Annotated in this window: 17 protein-coding genes, 2 tRNA genes and 1 pseudogene; 7 read left to right on the forward strand and 13 right to left on the reverse strand. The window is 43.4% G+C overall.

The features are described 5' to 3' along the window. Positions 1–10: 10 nt before the first annotated feature. The 4 genes and pseudogenes from F1325_RS16160 to F1325_RS16170 form a co-directional block, all read right to left on the reverse strand. On the reverse strand, positions 11–1,504 hold the full coding sequence (locus tag F1325_RS16160; RefSeq protein WP_001120888.1) for an IS91-like element ISCR2 family transposase: 1,494 nt from the start codon (positions 1,502–1,504) through the stop codon (positions 11–13). A gap of 111 nt (positions 1,505–1,615) precedes the next feature. After that, positions 1,616–1,828: pseudogene (locus F1325_RS19510) on the reverse strand (repA); the annotation flags it as partial. 93 nt (positions 1,829–1,921) lie between these two features. Next, entirely contained in the window at positions 1,922–4,900 is a 2,979-nt protein-coding gene (locus F1325_RS16165; protein ID WP_000985631.1) for a Tn3 family transposase, read from the reverse strand. A 113-nt stretch (positions 4,901–5,013) separates the two neighbouring features. After that, positions 5,014–5,607, reverse strand: coding sequence for a Tn3 family transposase (locus F1325_RS16170; RefSeq protein WP_000107352.1), 594 nt, complete (start codon positions 5,605–5,607; stop codon positions 5,014–5,016). A gap of 283 nt (positions 5,608–5,890) precedes the next feature. Here F1325_RS16170 and umuC point away from each other — a divergent pair, with 283 nt between their 5' ends. Then, positions 5,891–7,063, forward strand: coding sequence for a translesion error-prone DNA polymerase V subunit UmuC (umuC, locus tag F1325_RS16175; protein ID WP_001142610.1), 1,173 nt, complete (start codon positions 5,891–5,893; stop codon positions 7,061–7,063). Between the two features lie 10 nt (positions 7,064–7,073). Here umuC and mobI read toward each other — a convergent pair whose 3' ends face one another. Beyond that, positions 7,074–7,517 carry a conjugative transfer protein MobI(A/C) gene (gene mobI / locus F1325_RS16180; protein ID WP_000348524.1) on the reverse strand — a complete coding sequence of 148 codons (444 nt, stop codon included), beginning with the start codon at positions 7,515–7,517 and terminating at the stop codon, positions 7,074–7,076. A 464-nt stretch (positions 7,518–7,981) separates the two neighbouring features. Here mobI and F1325_RS16185 point away from each other — a divergent pair, with 464 nt between their 5' ends. The 3 genes from F1325_RS16185 to F1325_RS16195 are packed head-to-tail and all read left to right on the forward strand — an operon-like array spanning position 7,982 to position 10,471. Further along, the gene (locus F1325_RS16185; RefSeq protein WP_000497807.1) at positions 7,982–8,956 is read left to right on the forward strand and encodes a ParM/StbA family protein; all 975 of its coding nucleotides are present in this window, start codon (positions 7,982–7,984) and stop codon (positions 8,954–8,956) included. Between the two features lie 2 nt (positions 8,957–8,958). Next, the gene (locus F1325_RS16190) at positions 8,959–9,228 is read left to right on the forward strand and encodes a hypothetical protein (RefSeq protein ID WP_001995600.1); all 270 of its coding nucleotides are present in this window, start codon (positions 8,959–8,961) and stop codon (positions 9,226–9,228) included. A gap of 1 nt (position 9,229) precedes the next feature. Beyond that, positions 9,230–10,471, forward strand: coding sequence for a tyrosine-type recombinase/integrase (locus F1325_RS16195; protein WP_001218618.1), 1,242 nt, complete (start codon positions 9,230–9,232; stop codon positions 10,469–10,471). A gap of 129 nt (positions 10,472–10,600) precedes the next feature. Here the strand turns inward: F1325_RS16195 and F1325_RS16200 are convergent, their stop codons facing one another. The 5 genes from F1325_RS16200 to F1325_RS16230 form a co-directional block, all read right to left on the reverse strand. After that, entirely contained in the window at positions 10,601–12,619 is a 2,019-nt protein-coding gene (locus F1325_RS16200) for an ATP-binding protein (protein WP_000211147.1), read from the reverse strand. 1,142 nt (positions 12,620–13,761) lie between these two features. After that, entirely contained in the window at positions 13,762–13,998 is a 237-nt protein-coding gene (locus F1325_RS16215) for a hypothetical protein (protein ID WP_196564177.1), read from the reverse strand. After that, positions 13,998–14,828: a type IV toxin-antitoxin system AbiEi family antitoxin gene (locus F1325_RS16220; RefSeq protein ID WP_160230713.1), complete on the reverse strand. Its 831-nt coding sequence runs from the start codon at positions 14,826–14,828 to the stop codon at positions 13,998–14,000. The genes F1325_RS16215 and F1325_RS16220 overlap by 1 nt, the downstream gene beginning before the upstream one ends. 635 nt (positions 14,829–15,463) lie before the next feature. Next, complete coding sequence (gene rimI / locus F1325_RS16225; protein WP_109374374.1) at positions 15,464–15,910, reverse strand: ribosomal protein S18-alanine N-acetyltransferase; 447 nt, start codon at positions 15,908–15,910, stop codon at positions 15,464–15,466. Beyond that, the gene (locus F1325_RS16230; RefSeq protein WP_072069009.1) at positions 15,879–16,289 is read right to left on the reverse strand and encodes a DNA polymerase III subunit psi; all 411 of its coding nucleotides are present in this window, start codon (positions 16,287–16,289) and stop codon (positions 15,879–15,881) included. The genes rimI and F1325_RS16230 overlap by 32 nt, the downstream gene beginning before the upstream one ends. A 129-nt stretch (positions 16,290–16,418) precedes the next feature. Here F1325_RS16230 and rsmC point away from each other — a divergent pair, with 129 nt between their 5' ends. Beyond that, positions 16,419–17,435, forward strand: a complete 1,017-nt coding sequence (gene rsmC, locus F1325_RS16235; protein ID WP_109374375.1) for a 16S rRNA (guanine(1207)-N(2))-methyltransferase RsmC — start codon at positions 16,419–16,421, stop codon at positions 17,433–17,435. 117 nt (positions 17,436–17,552) lie between these two features. Here rsmC and F1325_RS16240 read toward each other — a convergent pair whose 3' ends face one another. After that, entirely contained in the window at positions 17,553–17,711 is a 159-nt protein-coding gene (locus F1325_RS16240) for a hypothetical protein (RefSeq protein WP_160230714.1), read from the reverse strand. A 219-nt stretch (positions 17,712–17,930) separates the two neighbouring features. Here F1325_RS16240 and F1325_RS16245 point away from each other — a divergent pair. Together F1325_RS16245 and F1325_RS16250 are read left to right on the forward strand one after the other, a co-directional pair. Continuing rightward, positions 17,931–18,017 (forward strand) — tRNA-Leu (locus F1325_RS16245). Between the two features lie 35 nt (positions 18,018–18,052). Then, a tRNA-Leu gene (locus F1325_RS16250) sits at positions 18,053–18,139 on the forward strand. 66 nt (positions 18,140–18,205) lie between these two features. Here the strand turns inward: F1325_RS16250 and F1325_RS16255 are convergent. Together F1325_RS16255 and F1325_RS16260 are read right to left on the reverse strand one after the other, a co-directional pair. Then, on the reverse strand, positions 18,206–18,469 hold the full coding sequence (locus F1325_RS16255; protein ID WP_109374376.1) for a DUF1435 family protein: 264 nt from the start codon (positions 18,467–18,469) through the stop codon (positions 18,206–18,208). A 207-nt stretch (positions 18,470–18,676) separates the two neighbouring features. Further along, positions 18,677–19,225: a GNAT family N-acetyltransferase gene (locus tag F1325_RS16260; RefSeq protein WP_109374377.1), complete on the reverse strand. Its 549-nt coding sequence runs from the start codon at positions 19,223–19,225 to the stop codon at positions 18,677–18,679. Position 19,226: the final 1 nt, after the last annotated feature.

Consider the following 19,226-nt stretch of genomic DNA (forward strand, 5'->3'; position numbering starts at 1 on the left):
TTCAGGCTCGTCAGTCAAACAGACCCAGGAGCAGCTCAGCCGGTGGCGCCCGGCTTTCGGGTAACGCCCTGGTCCCGCTGGTTTCGGCTTTGTGCTTCAGGTGATCAAGGATCTGCTTGATCACTATAGGGTCTTCAATGCAGGCGATGACTTTCATGGCGCCGCCGCAGCCGCTGCAGGTCTCGATGTCGATATTGAAAACACGCTTGAGCCGTTGCGCCCATGTCATCGACGCTCGCCGTTGTGCTGGTGTTGCCGGTTCATCAGCCACCCTGACCTTGTTGCCCCTGCCCCGTTTTGCCGGCGTGACCAACGCCCGGTGCCGACTGTTGGGTGCGAACACCCCGTGGAAGCGGGTTAGGTTGACTCTGGGCTTCGGTACCAGGGCGGCCAGCCTTGCAATGAAATCCAATGGTTCGAAAATGACGTGCGTGGTGCCGTCCCGGTACGGCGTCTTGAGCTGGTAGCGCACGTTGCCGCCTCGTGTTAACGACAGCCGCTTCTCGGATACCGCCGGGCGGCTGATGTACCGGCACAGCCGTTCGAGCTTCTTGCGTTCATCGGCCCTGGCCGCCACGCCGGCGTGCAGGCTGGACCCGGCTACCTTGCCAATCCCGTCACCGAACGGATCACCACTGGTCGGCAGAGTTTGCAAAGTGAACACCTTTCGCCCCGCCTGTGAACCGACAGCGATACGGTAAGTGATCGAGTGCCCCAGCAGGGGTGTCATCGGGTCGTCATCCACCGCATCCGAGGCCAGATAGCTGTTTTCGACATCCCGTTCCAGCAGGCCTTGCCGTTCCAGATAGCGACCCACCCGGTGGGCGATGGTGTGCGTCAGCTGGGTGAGCTCTGGGCTGGTCGGCGCCTTGACCCAGCGGAAACGCGCTGAGCCGTGGGATTGCTCGACATACACACCGTCGAGAAACAGCATGTGGAAGTGAACATTCAGATTGAGCGCCGATCCAAAACGCTGGATCAGGGTGACCGCGCCCGTCTTGGCCACTTGGTGGGTATGGCCCGCTTTCTTGACCAGGTGCGTGGCAATGACGCGGTAAACGATGCCCAGCACCCACCCCATGATCTCGGGCCGGCTGGCAAACAGGAAACGCAGCTGAAACGGGAAGCTCAACACCCACTGACGCATGGGTTGTTCAGGCAGTACTTCATCAACCAGCAAGGCGGCACTTTCGGCCATCCGCCGCGCCCCACAGCTCGGGCAGAAACCGCGACGCTTACAGCTGAAAGCGACCAGGTGCTCGGCGTGGCAAGACTCGCAGCGAACCCGTAGAAAGCCATGCTCCAGCCGCCCGCATTGGAGAAATTCTTCAAATTCCCGTTGCACATAGCCCGGCAATTCCTTTCCCTGCTCTGCCATAAGCGCAGCGAATGCCGGGTAATACTCGTCAACGATCTGATAGAGAAGGGTTTGCTCGGGTCGGTGGCTCTGGTAACGACCAGTATCCCGATCCCGGCTGGCCGTCCTGGCCGCCACATGAGGCATGTTCCGCGTCCTTGCAATACTGTGTTTACATACAGTCTATCGCTTAGCGGAAAGTTCTTTTACCCTCAGCCGAAATGCCTGCCGTTGCTAGACATTGCCAGCCAGTGCCCGTCACTCCCTGTCGTCTGGGCGTTCCTCTGGGCTAAACATCGACATGATCCGGCGCTTAATATCGCCGTCCTTGTTGACCAGCGTCTTGGTCACGAAGGCCGCGTATTCTTTGGCGTTGTCGTACCCTTTCCAGACCTCGTGGGGGTCAAGAGCGTAGGCGCAAACCCGCCCAGCGACTGGGATTCTGACCAAGGCGCGTTCTGTCTCAAGGTGGGGTTCTAGGGATTTTCCCCTCTAAAAAGACATAATCCTCTGTAGACCACACCAATAAATGGCTGCGGAGGTGGTTTACTTTCAGCTTGGAGCCTAATCATCCACTATCGGCCTTGTTATTTCGCCAATATTGGGCAATTTCCCAGTATTAGTGAAGTTATACGTTCCGCTTAAGTTGATATTTTGCCACGCAACGGGCGAAACAGCACGAGTGATACCCGCTTTCTCTTCATCTCCTCTCGCTTCAAAGTGTCCCAGAAGATGACTCAGTATCGCGGAGTTGAAGTAGATGATCGCGTTGGCAAGCAATCTTGCGCATTCATTCCAGATAGCGATTTCAGACTCGTTTTTGCCACGGAACTGATCACCATTCACCGACGCAATGGCTCGTCTAAGGAAGTGCCATGCTTCTCCCCGGTTCAGGGCACGTTGCACATACTGCCGCAAACTGGCATCGTCGATGTAGTCAAGTAAATATTGCGCTTTAACCAGTCGATTATACTCCGTCAGAGCCTGTAATATTGGGTGTCCAGAAGGGTAACCAGACAACTTTCTTACCAGCATTGCTTGTGTCGTCCGCTTTGTCTGAAGTGACAGAACAATACGCCTGATATCTTGCCATCCCGTTGTAATAACATTCGTTCTGATAGGCTTCTTTAGCGCCAGTATGGTGCTGCCTTGTTCACTTTCAGTCACATCAAACAGATCATTGATGACACTACTGAACTGCGCGTATCGCGGTGCAAAACTGTAACCGCATAGATCCAGTAAGGCGAAGTTAACATGATTGACACCGTGTGTATCTGTCGAGAGTACGTCAGGTTTGATTTCACTGCTGTTGGATTGTAACAGGTCATAAATATAGTGTGATTCGTGCTCGTTGGAACCGATGATCCGAGCATTGAGGGCGCTGTGGTTGGCCACCAGTGTCATGGCCGTGATCCCTTTGTTGGTGCCGAAATACTTAGAGGAGTACCGGGTTTTAAAGGTTTCCAGATGGGTTTCGAATTTCTGACCATCCGCACTGGCATGCAGCTGGTCCTCCTGAATATGGTAGTGGCGGAAGATGGGTAGCGCTGCAACCGCATTATTGATCACGTCGCTGGCGTCATGCAGCGTTTCAGGCCGGATATAGTTGGCCTGCACCGTACTCAGGTGTTCATAGCTTCGATCGGAGATCTGCGCCATGCCATACACACCACGGTGAGTGGCGTTGGCAATCAGAATGGCCAGTAAATCATCCTGATGAGTGAACCCTTGTTTTTGTATCGGAAGTACATGAGTCAGACATTTCATGAACCCGGTTTCGCGCTCTACATACCGCAGTACATCCGCGATACCGACCGGTTGCATTCGCTTAAAAAAGGGATTGTTGACCAGAGATGTAGCGCTTTTGGTCGGCAGACGCCAGCGGGTACCGGTACGATTTTTCATGATCACATTTCGATTGTCTCCCTCATCAATATGGAGAGCAACGTCTTTGAGTGCACTTTCCAGCCGGTGTTGTTTCTCCTGTAACAATAACTCTGCGGGCTGTTTTAGTCTGTCCAGTGTTGATGAGGCCAGCAAGGTATCCTGCGATGTCTGGGGGATCAGGTCGTCTTCCAGTGCGCGGTATTTGGTAACATTTGGCAAATAAATGCGTCCATTCAGTCGTGAGGTTAACTGCCGGTAGAGCAGCCATTCGTAACGTTGCGGGTTAACGTTATCCTGTTTAACCAACCATGGGAGGTGCTTTTTCGGGATGAGCGACGTATCCATCGTCTTCAGTGGTCCACCGAATGCGATTTCCGTCTGCATCTGTTGAAGTTGGGCGACGACGGCTTCTGAGCCTTTACCGGCCTCACATTCAAGGCACAAGAACACCTGCCTTAACAGTTGCTCCAGGAGATTGCATTGTTCATCGTAATGTTGCCACTGGTACTCTTCCACGGTCCGTTTCTGTTTTTTCAGGTAAAGGCAGAGGGTCTGGATATCCCTGTCATTCATGACCTTCAATGCCTGTTGTCTGACTACTGAGAAGGGTTGATTATCATCAATGTTCTCATCCACAAACAGATGCAGTAACTCTGCCGCTTTCGTGACATTGTCCGCGGCTGACTGCCAGGACAGGAACACTGCTTGTTGTGCAAAGGTGTTGGCAGCTTCTTGTTGCTTGCGGATATGGTAAATGAACCCATCAGTTAACCGTTCCAGTGCCAGTTGTATCCGCTCTGTCAGGTGACATAGCAACCATAGATGCTGCTGTGCGCGTTTGAATCGTTTGAGTTTACTACCGTAATAGTTGATGAGCTCACCGAAGTGTTGTCGATTTTTAAGAGACAGATTAAGCCCATCGATAACGCCATTGATTTGCGTGCGCCATGGCGCTAACTGATGATAAAGGGCAAGCTCTTTTTTAAGTTCAGGTACGGTCAGACTTTTTGCACCGCCTCTGAGCTGGTTCAGGCTTAGTCCGTCATCAATGGCTGTTATGCTGTCCAGAAAGACGTGAAGTTCAGGACTGGTGAGTTGATTAAGTTGGTGCGCCAGGTCTTTTCTGACCTGCTGCATCGCTCTGCTTATCAGTCTCTGGAGTACGGTGTACCTAGGGATAGCAATGCTGTGACTGGTTAGGAATTCAATAGCAGTATCAAAGAGGTAACGCGGCTCCAGCCAGGCATTGCCCACCTGAACAAGGTGGTCGAAAAGAGAATTGAAGTGCTGACTTTCGTCCCATTTGTGATAACCAGCAAGGTCTAATACTTTTGCGTAGAGTCGATCTTTTTGTTTTTGTGAGGGAGTGAATGGTCTGAGCCCCTTGCCGCCAAGCAGCTCTTTACTGATGAACATTAAATCCTTAGAAACCTGCGAGTAAGCGATATCTAGGATGACGGGCTTTGATTTGAAGTATCCCAAAATCGCGACAAAGTAACATCTATGAGCTCTGAGACGAATTGACCGAAAAACTGCCAATTCCGCATCGTTCAGAGAAAAGTACAGACGTTGTTCTTCGATTGAAAAAATGGGTGGGGAATAAAGATCTGCCTGTTCTGCTCTCGTGAGAATAGTAATTTCGTTTTTGATGGCCATATCAGGGCTGTTCCGTATTAAATGTACGATATTTACCTAATTTGCCACACTTATAAGTAGTAACCCACCTCCGCAGCCATTTATTGGTGTGGTCTACAGAGGATTAAGTCTTTTTAGAGGGGAAAATCCCTAGAACCCCATTGTGATACTTGGTAATCATTCCCCCCACGAAATTTATTGCCATTAACTGAAGTAATAGCACGTTTTAACTGATGGTATGCTTCACCTCTGTTCAAGGCTTGCTGGACGTAATGACGCAACGTTGAATTATCAACATACTCCAAAACATAAATAGATTTAATTAAACGGTCGTACTCATGCAATGCTGACAATCTTCGGCTCTTGCCGTTACTCAACTTTCTAATGATTGTGCTTTGAGTGGTGGTTTTACGACTCAATGAACAAACAATATGCTGAATATTGTCCCATTCTTCAGCAATTAGCTTATGATTAATATCTTTCTTTAATTGAATACGGCCTCCGTTCTCTTCAGTCACTTCAAATAGCTCAAAAAACACCTTTTTCATTTTCGCGTATCGAGGGGCGAATGTGTAACCAAAGAAATCTAATATAGCGAAGTTAACATTATTGGTACCATGCGTATCGGTCGATAAGGTATTAGGCTGTATATCTGAAGAGTTGTTATAGAGTAAGTCAAAAGCAAAGTGACCTTCATATTCGTTAGCGCCAATGACTTGCGTACTCACCGGAACATGACGTGGTCAACCAAAATTGACCAACCCAGTTAAGCTACTTTTTTCAATTTCTTCATGTCCGCCTCATATTGATTTGAAATTTCCATACTTTATCTAATTCATGTTTTTCTAAATTAGCTAAAATGCAACTCAGAAATGTCCAGAAGTGAGTTGTGTGGTGTCGAGTGGAGATTGTACGATTAAGCCCCTAAGTAATTAGTCCGTCAGTCTCCCTCGGTAATCAAATTAGTACATCTTAGCGATCAAATTGGTAAAAAATTAGACATGTAGATGAATGCCCACCTTAAAAAATAGACAGCGGGTTGGGCTGGGTGATTTTTCTGGTGTTAGACGCCAGCAACCCATGCGGCAGAATGGTTGCTCACTTACTCGTCTATTTTTAGCGGGAATTCTTAGCCAACTGTACGCGCTGTATGCAGATTTAAGCAGTCGAGTGATGCGCACTTTGGAGGAGATGGCACCACGAGTAGAGGTTTACTCTATTGACGAAGCGTTTTTGGATTTAACCGGTATTGAGTCTGCCATATCTCTTGTCGAGTTCGGACAACAAGTGCGAGAGCGCATAGGCCACTGGATTGGGATCACCGTCTGTGTAGGCATTGCACCGACTAAAACACTCGCCAAACTGGCTAACCATGCCGCCAAAAAATATCCAGCTACTCAGGGGGTTGTAGACCTGACCAATCCAGATCGGCAACGTCGATTGCTCGCATTAGTCCCGGTTGATGATGTTTGGGGCGTTGGTAGACGGCTTTCTAAGCGTTTAAATGCGTTGGGTATCACCACAGCCTTAGATCTCGCCAATGCCTCTCCTAGAGCCATCAGAGACCAGTTTTCAGAGGTTTTAGAAAGAACCGTCAGAGAGCTCAATGGTGAGTCGTGCATTGAACTTGAAGAGATCCCGCCAACTAAGAAGCAAATCGTCTGTAGCCGTTCATTTGGCGTAAAAGTGACGCACTTTGAATTTTTAAGTGAAGCCGTATGCGAATACGCAACCCGCGCCACTGAGAAACTTCGCAAAGAACAGCAGCAAGCCAAAGTGCTGACCGTGTTCATACGTACCAGCCCCTTTAAGGACAACGAGCCGCAGTACAGCAACTCTGCATCGGGTGAATTGCTAATCCCCAGTTGCGACACGCGGGATTTTATCGAGCTGGCCAATCACTTACTCAAGCGGATATGGAAGGATGGTTTTCGTTATGCCAAAGCGGGCGTCATGCTGTCTGACTTTTACGATCCTGGCATGTTTCAACCAGGACTATTCGATGACGTATCGACCCGCTCTAATAGCCAGCAGCTAATGTCTGTATTGGACACCATTAACCAAAGCGGTGCCGGAAAGGTTTTCTTTGCTGGACAAGGACTCAAGAAAGATTGGTCGATGAAGCGAGAGCATTTGTCTCCCGCTTATACAACACGCTGGGACCAGTTACCGCGAGTGAAGTAGCGCAGTTGACTCAATACGCATTCACTCTGCGACGCAGCATGTTGAGCTTATCAACCTGGCGTCGAATATCACTGAAGAATTCCTCTTTCTCCATGGCCAGCGCTAGCTCCCATTCTTTGGCCAAACCTTGGCAGTCTAAAAATGCGTATCTCAGCTTCGTCTTTGAGATACGCAGCCCCTTGCTAAAGACCACGCGTTTGCCTCGTTGACCGTGAAAACTGTTGATATACCACTCTATGCCAAAGCCATACTTAAAGTCTCTGATACGGACACCAAGCAGACCCCAGTCTTTAAAGGGCTCATTCTCTCGAACCTTGTAATGGGTAACCCAAAAGTCATCAACTTCAGCTCGTGCCAGCGCTTTTAGCCTGTCCGTTTCTTGCTGAAGTAAATCTGATACATCTGCTTTCCATTGTTCATTGACGATTTCTACCAAACCAATTTCCCCATCCAATTAACCCCTAAAGCCAAAACCACTATCCGTTTGGCTTTTGGATCGAAACGCCAAACGTAAAACTGCCGTCACAATCACTGTTTGGCGTCTCGATATAAATCGACTCGCTCAATCCCATACCCGACAAGGGATACAGGCTGATTTCACTTAAAAACACCTAAAAAGACGTATCGCCATGAAGATACAAACCGTTTGGCAAGTTCAGGCCAGAATGCAAACGACGTTTGGCGTCTCAATTTTTTTGGCTAGGTCACCAGCCGCCAAACAGAGCCTATTCTCATACTTTTGCAAAAATGCAATAGGCAGATAGATGAAAGGATTTGTCACCTTTCTGCCCACCGCCAGTGCACCGAATCCTGATAATGACATTTGAGTAAACCGCCAGAGCACTTGGAAATGCCCAAGCGTGAACAGCGCGGTTGATTGAAAACCGTTAGAGCACTTTGAGTGCACAGGAGATAAGTATGTTTGTACTAGGCGTAGATATCGGTTACTCAAACCTGAAGCTGGCAATTGGCCAATCAGGTAGTGAACCGAAAACCATTATTCTACCTGCGGGTGCCGGTCCAGCGGATCGTATGCCGGAGCGTATCGGTGGAGGCGATGATGAAACTTGTTTGTATGTCTCTGTCGATAATGAGCGCTGGGCCGCTGGTGTTCCTGCTGGACGCCTTCAAGGCTGGGAACGAGAGCTTCACCCGGAATATCCCACCACAAAAACCTATAAGGCACTTTTTCATGCCGCCTTGTTAATGGCTGAAACAGAATCCATCGATTTGGTTGTCACTGGATTACCGGTTTCCCAGTTTCATGAACCACAACGTAAGTCTGACCTTGTGCAGCGTTTAAAAGGTGTCCATCAAGTGACGCCTAAGCGCAGCATCACCGTTCATGACGTCAAAGTACTACCACAGCCTGCCGGTGCCTATATGGATCTGGTTCAAACGGGTGGTGATCTGGGCTTGATTGAAGAAGGTCGTGTCGTCGTCATTGATCCCGGCTTCTTTTCTGTTGATTGGGTTGCCCTTGAGGCCGGAGAAATTCGCTACAGCTCATCAGGAACCAGTCTTCAGGCAATGTCCGTGCTACTGGAAACCATCGATAAGCTGATTTCGGAAGATCATGGTGCCAAAGTCGGAATGGATCGACTTGAAAAAGCCATGAGAACCGGCGACTTACAGGTCCTGCTATTTGGAGAAAAAGTCGATATTTCACCTTATCTGAATGCTGCCATGAAAAAGGTAGCGCCTGTTGCTCTTACAGCCATGCGTCAATCCATGCGTGACGAAAGCATTAATGCGGACTTGGTATTGATCGCCGGAGGTGGAGCCTTGGCTTATAAGGAAGCGGCCAAGGAGATTTTTTCACGAAGCAAGATCATCGTGCCTGAGCAGTCTGTTTTGGCGAACGTCCGAGGCTTCTGGTTTTATGGGGCATGATCATGAGAGTTGTCGTCAACATTCCCCCAGGGAGCCACCCAGAACTACTCAAAGAATTGGAAAAGACGCCACCACGGGAACGCGCTGAGCGTCTGCGGATGCTGGCAACCTTTGGGTTAATTCAAATGAGCCAACCCAATCTATCCACGACATCTGTACCGGTGGATGGCCTTGCACCAGATGGTGAAGTTACTTCTATGAGTACAGCGCCAGAACCCAAAGCAGAAACACGTAAACAATCATTAAAATCAAAACTAGGGCTGGGCTTATAACATGGCGTTATCAGTTAGCTGGCTCGATGCCAGGTTAAATAAAGAAGCAAAAGAAACCGTAGTAAAAGCCGACCGAGATGGGCTAAGTGCTCGGGTATCGCCCAAGGGCAAAATTGTTTTTCAGTTTCGTTATCGGTTCGATGGCAAGCAACAGCGGGTAGACATAGGTACTTACCCCCTTATGAAGCTGGCTGAAGCCAGGAATGAGCTGGATAGGTTAAGGGCAGTACTTGATCAAGGCCGAAACCCCAAGCTTTACCTACAGCAGGAACGGGCTAAGTATTCTGCTAATCAAAGCTTCGAATCGATTTTTCGAGACTGGATAGACTCTGCCGGTAAGCAAGGGCTAAAGGAGAAAACGTGGCACTACCAAAAACGCAGCAGTGAAATATATTTGCTGCCCCGACTTGGCAAGTATCCATTAACTGACATCACTGAATTGTCCTTGCGAAACTGTCTTCGTGAGGTTTCGGAATCGTCTCCGTCAAACACAGAGCGCCTAGTGTCTGTACTGCATAAGTTCTATGACTGGCTGATTGATGAACAAATTTTGGAAATTAACGCTGCCGCTGGGATCACAGCAAAAAAGGTTGGCGGTAAAAAAGGAAAACGAACTCGGGTGCTAAATGACAACGAGATCAGGATACTTTGGCGCTATTTGCATGAGTCAAAAATCACTGAGAAGAATCGCATCTACATAAAACTGCTTCTCTTATTGGGAGGGCGCAAGGGCGAACTCATTCAAGCTGAAAAGCATCACTTTGACTTGCAATCTGCAATGTGGACAGTGCCCATAGAGATCCGCAAACAAGGTGAGAAAATTGGAGCGCCGATCATGCGGCCATTGATTAAGCCAGCTATTGAGCTGATTGAACTGGCGATGCAGATGAGCAAATCAACTTACTTGTTTCCCGCGAACGGACAAGAAGAGCTTGCCACAAATGGCTTTGATACCACTATTCCTAACAATGTGAAAATCTGGGCTCGCAGATCGCTTGGTATTGAGATGGAACACTGGTCTATGCATGATCTTCGCAGAACGATGCGAACGCGAATGTCTGCCATCACGACGCAAGAAGTTGCCGAGTTGATGATTGGCCACAGCAAAAAAGGGCTGGATGCTATCTACAACCAATATCAGTACCTGGACGAAATGCGTCATGCTTACGACGTTTGGTATCAACAACTAGAAACCATCATCGAGCCGACAGGCTTTCCATTCAACTGGCGTTTCGGACAATAAGGGGTAGCTGAATTAAGGAAGAGACTGAGCTAGTACAAATGACCGAGTCAAGTAGTGCATTTGGCTCGGTTTAGATTAGTTGTTTTTCCAGTTACAAAAAAACAACTTATCGAATAATTATTATAAGTCTCACGACGCCTCAGAGAGAGGTATTTGCAATTCATCCACAAGGGTTTGCTTAGATTTATACTCTAGCTCGCTTCTCTTTATTTTTAGCTTTTGTAATAAAGCACTATGAGTCACCTCGAAATCATTAAAAATTGTAGACCAACTTTTAACGTATACTCGAATTCTTTCATCCGCCCCGGAAACAAGGCCCGCGCCGCCCTTACCAGCAAGGTCTTTCAACCGCCTTGTAATTTGAGTATCATTCTGGGAGATTTTAGTTCCAACAAGAACAACATCAAATCTCATTCTCTCATCATTAAAGGCAGGATGCTTATCAAGTACCTCAGCATAACGTTCAGCTTGAGCTAAATGTTTCTTATTCAATGCTACACTTGGTCTTTTTATTTCAATGATCGTACATTTAATAAATTCTTCTTGTGTAGAATGATCAATTGTGACCATTTTGCGTGCAAGAAACAAATCTACTTGGCCTTTTGCCCCCTCTATGGTAGCGCCTTCAATAAGATCACTGGTACTGATATCGTCCCCATCCAATATTTCAATATCTGAATTCCGAAGATTTCTAGCTGTATTAGAAAAGTCATCCTCTTCGGCACCTATAGTTGTGTACTGAGGGCCAAACAACCATGTATTAGCCTCAATAATACCTTGTAAGTCTGGTGTTTCTAGAACTTCTTTAGCGTGCTCTTTAAAAAGGTACTTCATTTTCTGTACGACTAGATCTCGCTTATGAATGTGTCCAATCGTGCTAATTATATAATCAAGTTTAGATTTACTTATTTGAGATGCAAATTCATCCATTTGCTCCTTATTTAAGTCTAAAACGCCTTCCAATATATCTATCAAACTATCATTTTCACTTGATGTAGATAGCCTATCAAGCAAACCGATTATAATTTTTGTTTGCTTAGCCTTTAGCCCATTAAAAGCTGCTGGATCAGCAACGCAGATACTAGTTACTAATTTCTTCGTATGTGCAATTCTAAAGGAACGATCTTCGTCAGACTCCCAATTGTAAACAGGAAAATATCCTTTTTCTTCGAAAGAATCGACAAGCTGAACAGCTCTTTCTCTAAGGAACCCCTGATAAATCTCGGCTGTTTTGTTGCGCAGTTCTTTTAGCAGCATAGCTAAAACTTTATTCCCATCACTCTTTTCACTAATGAAGAGATCAGCATTTGGAGATGAGGTATCTTGAAAATTATCGAACCACTCAGATTGTATATATCCACTTATGAAAAAATTGTTTTTGTAGTTAAAACCAGTCAGATTTCTATACTTCTGATGTTCTTTTGAATCTCTAAAATAATTGTATGACTTTTCACCAGATGGTTTTTTTATCCACTGAATGATACTTGAACTAAATATATTTCCATCAACATCTATAAGCTCTTGAAACAACCTATGTTGGGGAGGCGTCACTCGGACTCTATTAACTGATATTTTAAGGTTAGAAAAAACTATTAGCTTCCAACCAAATTCATTTGAAAGCTCCTCCATGATATTTTCAATATTAGGGATTTTTTGAGATTTTTCACTCGTAATGCCCGTAAGAAATACTGATGTCCCACTTCCATTTGAAAGAATACTACTATGCTGTTCTTTATCGTCGATCAACTCAACTTTGTACGTTTTAATACGAGACGAGTCTATGGTAATACGTGCATTCTCAGATTGTCTTCTCGTAAGCCAGGTTGCTGTTGCAGCATATTTATGAAATGAATACCGCCCTCTGCCTTGACTGCCTTTTTGGGTAACCTGTTTTTTGGATGAGTCATCCCAATTATCAAAATTTCGGTCTAGGTTATGAAAGTCAATTCCTTCACCATTATCATGGATCTCTATTGACTCCACCCCGCCGAGATCACAGGTGTTAATAATGACATCAATATCTGATGCACCAGCATCCAAACCGTTCCAGATATATTCACTCAACATCTTCCAAGCGGGAATTGAGCCGAAACGTTTTTTTATCGACGCATTTGTAATACCTGTTGTCCGTTCTTGAGGAGTCGTCACTTACCTATCCATCCAATCAATAAAAAATCCATGCTGCTATCTTAGCCTAAGTTGGTGTACATATTAACTATATTGTTGGCACAAGCCGGCGTTTCAAAGCGTTAGTCCAAGCTCCAACAGAAAAACTAAGCTACGCTATCTATTCCTAATTCTTCTCATACTCCTCCAAGTCTTCAATGTGCCACAGCTTGTTTCGTGTATTTCGGTTGATACGAGGTTGCGGCAAGCTGCCATCTTTTATTCTTCGCCAGAGCGTCGTATAGCTAATGTGGTAACGAGCCATAACTTCGTAAGACGTTAGAAAAGGGGTTACTTGGTGCGCTACTGCTGTCATCTGCATTCTCCTGAAAATCAATGTAAAGCTATCATCGCCTGATTCATCACTTGTTGATGGTCAGAAAGATGCATGATTTGTTCAGAAGATCAGGCCCATACAAATGAACTTTTAGGACAGCAAGAAAGCAACCGGTAACCAACTCAACCGGCAAACAATTAGAGATAATCGCGAACGTCTTACCATCATTTCTCGATTTTTGGCATAAAAAATATAGGCAAGTTTTGGCTAAAACCCAGTAGGAACAAGGCCTACAGCTAGGTTTGTGTCATGGAATTTGGCTAAAAACGGTAAATATGGCGATTTGTACTCAAGTTTGTACACATTTTCCGAGGTTACGCTTGAACATCATTGAAAAGCAAAGAAACGAGAAAAAGACAAAAAGCCTTTAAATTCAGTACGTAGAGATGTGATTGTGGTGTGCAATGAAAGGTGGTTTTAAGCGTTGAAAGGCTGGGCGGCATCAGGGTGGGAAATAATGGCAAAAGTTCTACGACGAGCAACTTCTTGCTGAAAAATAGGATTAGACATCAATGGTGATCTTCTAGTTGATAGACGAGAGAATGTAAGACACTGATATATTGCTATAAGTAATAATTAAAGTGACTATAAAAACATTCAACCCGTAAGTTAATCTTAATTGGCGCTTATTTTCGCCTATCTTGTCTGTATAAACAATCAATGGTTGCGTAATTGGTTACCATTTCTACAATTTAAACTGCAATACTCGATCTTGTAACAGTTAATATTGTAACAGGAGCACGGCATGGAAGTGTTCAACACGACATAAATGTCTATTTTTTAGAAATCATATACCGAGAACATCTTTCAGCTTTTCTAGGGCTTGTGCATGTTTTTCATTCGGCATTCTTGCCAAATTGATTTGTTTCCATTTGATGGCAGGAAGCTCACTGGCTCCATCCAAACTGAGTAAAGACCAATTGGGCTTTCGATTTTTAAAGGATAGCAAAAAAGCCTTTTCAATATTGGTCAGTCCCTGGTGAATAAGGTCTACTAGGCGCACCCTTACGGCTTCTAGTTCCACTAAACTGATCCTTTACTTGCCAATGCCATATGCTGAGGTACTGTTATTAGATACTCTGTATCCAACTTCCCACCTTTAGCAACAACACGTTTACCTGAGCCTAAATCGTAATTTTCTACATTTAACTTATCAAACCAAGGATAAGCTTGGCGTTTTGCAAGCCAAAAGAATAAGCGTTTGGCCTTTACGCTTTTACATGCTTTTAAGAGCGTATCAAGCTTTCTTGGAGATAAGTTCACCAACCCCTGCATTAACTCATCGGCATATTCAAATGACACACTTTCAGGCAAATCTACCAACACCTCCAATATGGCTTTTTCCGGACATGAAAAATACACAGGTGGCAATTGCTCTTCCCATTTATACTCTTTAACGAATGCTCTATCTTTGAATAAGCTATCAGGCCAAAGTTTACTTGTACTATGCCCTTCGAACTTAATTGGTAATGACAGTCTCGCAAGCCAGGAGGGAAGCTTTCTCGCTGCATATAAATGAATATGAGGTGTACTCCCTAATGACAAATATTGTGACAAACCAGATATGGAAAGCGCTGACAATCCACCTACCACAACAGGCGGAAGTTGTTCATCTACACTTTTATCCATCATACGCTGCATAGAAACTACTACGCCTTCCCAAGTGACAGATCGGGAATACTGGCTAGCTAGTAGCAATAACGTATCGGTTTTGACAGCGTTATCTAATGAATGCGCACTCAAGCCCTGCTCTGCAAGCCATTTCTTTGTAGCTAACATGCCATAAGGTAAAAGAGTTTTAAGAGACTGTTTATAAGACTCTTTCGCCGTTTCTCGCTGGGAATGACTAATCATTTCTAAACACCAAATCCTTTCTCTAGTTTATCCTTTTATCATTTTACGGCGGAAATCGCCGTATAATAGCCAATTTTTAAACCCACACTACTAAAACCTAGAAGGCTTACTTAGTTCAGTCTGCGAGTAACATCTGCAATGCTTTGTTTTGTTTGCTTTGTAAGAACCAATCTAGCTATCGCCTCATAGAGTAACCTTGTTTTCATTGAAACTCTTAACGTACCTATATTGACTAAAATTTTTACAAGTTACCTTTATGAGCTACTAATAAAGCAAAGAATTAGCCTATTTATTTTCGGTTAAAATCGGGATTGAATATAAAAACCAAAATAAATACACCTTTATTTAGATTTAATTTTTTCTATATTTAGAGGTCAATCACTTTATTTAAAACAAAAATAAATATTCAATTTACTTATTTTAAATACTATTCACCTTTTTAACACCGTTATAATCACCTAGTGTTTTAAAATTAAACGATGACAAAAGTGAAATTAACTTTATAAATTTACATTAAGTGAAAATAAAGATAAATTTTAAATACAATTAATAAAAAATAAAATTCTAATACTTTAAATAAAATAAAAAAACGCCTAATAGAAGGCGTTTAAAATTTAACTTAAATAAAAATTTAATTAGAAAGAAATAGGATAAGCCATAATAATCGCATCTTCATTCCCCGTCTTTGTTGGGTAATAGTTTTTCCGTTTCGAAACGAAATTAAATCCTATAGATTCATAGAGATTGAACGCTTTTTCATTAGATTCTCGCACCTCTAACCACAAGGTAGTGATGTTTTTTTTCTCAAGTTTTTCAATTAGTTCTAGTAAAAGCGCTTTACCATAACCTTTTCCCTGATAATCAGGATGGATTGCAATATTAAAAAGTGTTGCCTCATCTAATATTAATTGCGTAATTGCGAAACCTACAATAATATTATCAATGCAAATTTTCAGATTAAAATAATGACTTCCTTGGTTACTATAAAATGTTTCTTCACTCCAAGGGAATGAGTGACTTAATTTTTCAATTTGCCATGCTAAAGGTAAATCAGCAGGGTTTAAGAGTGAAATGGTCTTCATATTGATAGATTTGTTTCCAAAGATCGCGTTTTGCATCAGCATCAAAATATAACTGATGTAATGAAGGGCTTCTCAGAGAAGTATATTCAGAGGGAAGTATGAGATCAGTGCCTAATAACCAGCAGGGAAGATCAAATGATTCTGTGAGCATGCTCACATCATCTGTTGTAATACAATAGATTTCGTTTTTATCTATCCCCATGGCGCTAAAAATATCAGAGAAAAGCCCGTTATTTAGATCAACGGTATCATCAGTAATGATAAGTAAACGTGTTGTATCCGGAAATTGAACAGAATGCTCGCCTTTTAACACAGCAGGCTTACGAAGTACCCACTGACGAATTCCAAGTTGGGATAACATTCTGTCTTTACGGCTCATTATGCTTACCTATCAAGTGTAGAACAACGGTACATAGTATCAGAGGGCATAAACTACGCCAATAAATAGCGTTGGTTTCTTTATATCTGATATCATGCGTCTCATGTTTTTTAAGGAGTAACAATCATAATGTCCTCACTGTCCCCTGCTAGCGAAGTTATTCTTCGTCACCTAGATCATTTCGCAGACAGGCATGTACTTATTGCAGGTGATCTTCAAGATACTTTCGCGGCGCAAATTCAGGCGAAAAGTGTCAGAGCATATACCAACCAATATCACCAGTGGCTACCATTACTAAAATCAATGGGTGATAACGTACTCTTTGGTTTAGTTGCTGATCAATCCTTTGTGAAATATTGCAATACCTTGATCTATTTTTGGCCTAAAAATAAAAACGAAGCCACTTTCCAACTGCGTAGCCTTTGCTCTAACTTACAAGTGGGTACTGAAATCTTTATCGTCGGTGAAAACCGTAGCGGTGTTAAAAGTGCCACAGAATTAATGAACGGCATCGCTAAACTAAAAAAAATAGATTCAGCACGCCGTTGTAGCTTATTTTTTGGTACTCAAACATATCAAACACTGTTTGACCGTAATAACTGGTGGCAAACTTATCGCCATGACGATCTTACTGTAATGGCATTACCGGGTGTATTTAGCCAAAATGCATTAGATGAGGGTAGCCGTTTATTACTATCAACTTTTGATGATGCGATGGTTGGAGATTTACTGGATATGGCATGTGGTTGTGGTGTTCTTGCTACTGTACTTGGCAAGAAAAACCCAATGTTGAAACTGACACTGTGTGATGTGAATGCTGCGGCAATTTCTTCTAGTATCGCTACCTTAAACGTGAATGAATTAGAAGGTCGAGTGATTGCGAGTAATGTCTATTCAGCAGTTGAAGAGACTTATGATTGGATAATCTCAAACCCACCTTTCCATGATGGTTTAGGTACAAGCTATGAAGCAGCTGAAGATATTATTCGCCTTGCACCAAATTATCTAAAAAGAGGCGGTAAATTACGCATTGTGGCAAATTCATTTATCCCTTATCCAGATATACTGGATCATGTATTTGGCTCTCATGAAGTGCTTGCATCAACAGGTAAATTCAAAGTTTACCAAGCAACCAAGAAAGACTAATCACAATCCCTGTTATAAAGCCCCCCAGTAATTGATTTTCCAACTACTGGGGGTCTTCAGTTTACGTCTGAAAACAATCATCTAATAACAAATCCTTTCATTTTCAAGCGCAAGTTATCATTTTTTTGAGCCAATAACCTGACCACTTTTATTTAGGTAAATGGTCTCACCGTTACTGCCTGTACGGGCTGAGCCAACAACTTGACCCGTTTTATCTTGGAAGATTTCTGCATATACATTACTTGATATCATCACAGATAAAATAACAATCAACATATTGATTTTTTCATAAAAAACCTCATAAACGTATTGCGAAATTGGTTTTTGTAATGATTATTAATCTTAGCTCTAAAAAAAATATAGTCGATCCATTTTATGTATTTCTCTCGCTGTTTTATTTTTCATCACCAAGATAATTTATTGATAAAAAATAATTGACGCCAAAAATAAAAAGCATAAAATTCGCCACCTATCTGCACAGATGATGTTGATATTGCGAGAGTGGCGGAATTGGTAGACGCGCTAGCTTCAGGTGTTAGTGTCCTTACGGACGTGGGGGTTCAAGTCCCCCCTTTCGCACCAAACAATTTGTAGAGCAAAAATGATTGAGTAAAACTGCGAGGATGGCGGAATTGGTAGACGCGCTAGCTTCAGGTGTTAGTGTTCTTACGGACGTGGGGGTTCAAGTCCCCCTCTTCGCACCACTCAATTAGCCTTTATTTTTTCCTTGTAATAACACCCATTCGATTACACACCGAGTATTCTTTTCTCTATCCATGATACGCGACTAAAAGTGTCATCAAACTGTAGGTTAATACAACGCCTGCGGGGATCATTACCCACATTTGTAATTTTTTATGGAACAACATCAAGGTTGATAACAGCATTGAAACCACTAAAACCAGCGTAAAAGCGGATGTTCCTACAATAGAATGCGTGATCACTGTTAATAAAGAAGAAACCGCCAACATTTCCCATAAACTAATACGAGATGTCCAAGACGTAACTGGAGATAAGCGCGTTGATTTAGCCATAATAACCCACCATTAATGATAATGATTTTCATTATTATATATAACACCTATGCTAAATCAACTTATATAAAGAAAAAAACTTACCTTATATCCTTATTTTTTAAATGGTTATGTGTATTCTTTAGTCTCAGGCATAAAAAATGCCTTATCATTTTCACGATAAAGCATTTCATTTTATTATGTTGTTACCATAGTCAATAAACAAAATTAAGCGTTATTTGGCTCGATGAAATGAAAGACTAAATGAATATCCTCAGGCTCTCTTTCATAAAGCTCAGGATCAGGAATATCAATTAAACGACACCCTAAATGCTGATAAAAATTCACGCTATTTTCAGAAGGTGTTGATGAGATATATAATCCACCAGCCCCTTTTTTCTTCGCATATTCCACACAATAATCAAATAATATTCGTGCTAAACCTTGCCCACGTTGCTGGTGGCTAACATGTAAAAAAGAGAGTTGAAGTAAAGTGCCATTTTGACCCCGTTTTTGTGGATCAACACTTGCCGCCGCGACCAACTGATCTAGTTTAAAAACACCCCAAAAAGGCGCTCCTCGATCAAAACTTTCAAGTAAAACAGGTGTGTAATGTTCTGCTTCACCTTCTGGCCAACCTTTCATATCAAAGCGTTGCTCTGATAAAAGCAATATTCCTTCTTTTAAGACATATAGCTTTTCAATAAGCTCGGTTCTATCAATTGCCCATACTTGTGGAATTTCATTTCGTGTTAATTGACGAATAATGTATTTCATT

Source organism: Proteus columbae, assembly GCF_009914335.1.
GTDB lineage: Bacteria > Pseudomonadota > Gammaproteobacteria > Enterobacterales > Enterobacteriaceae > Proteus.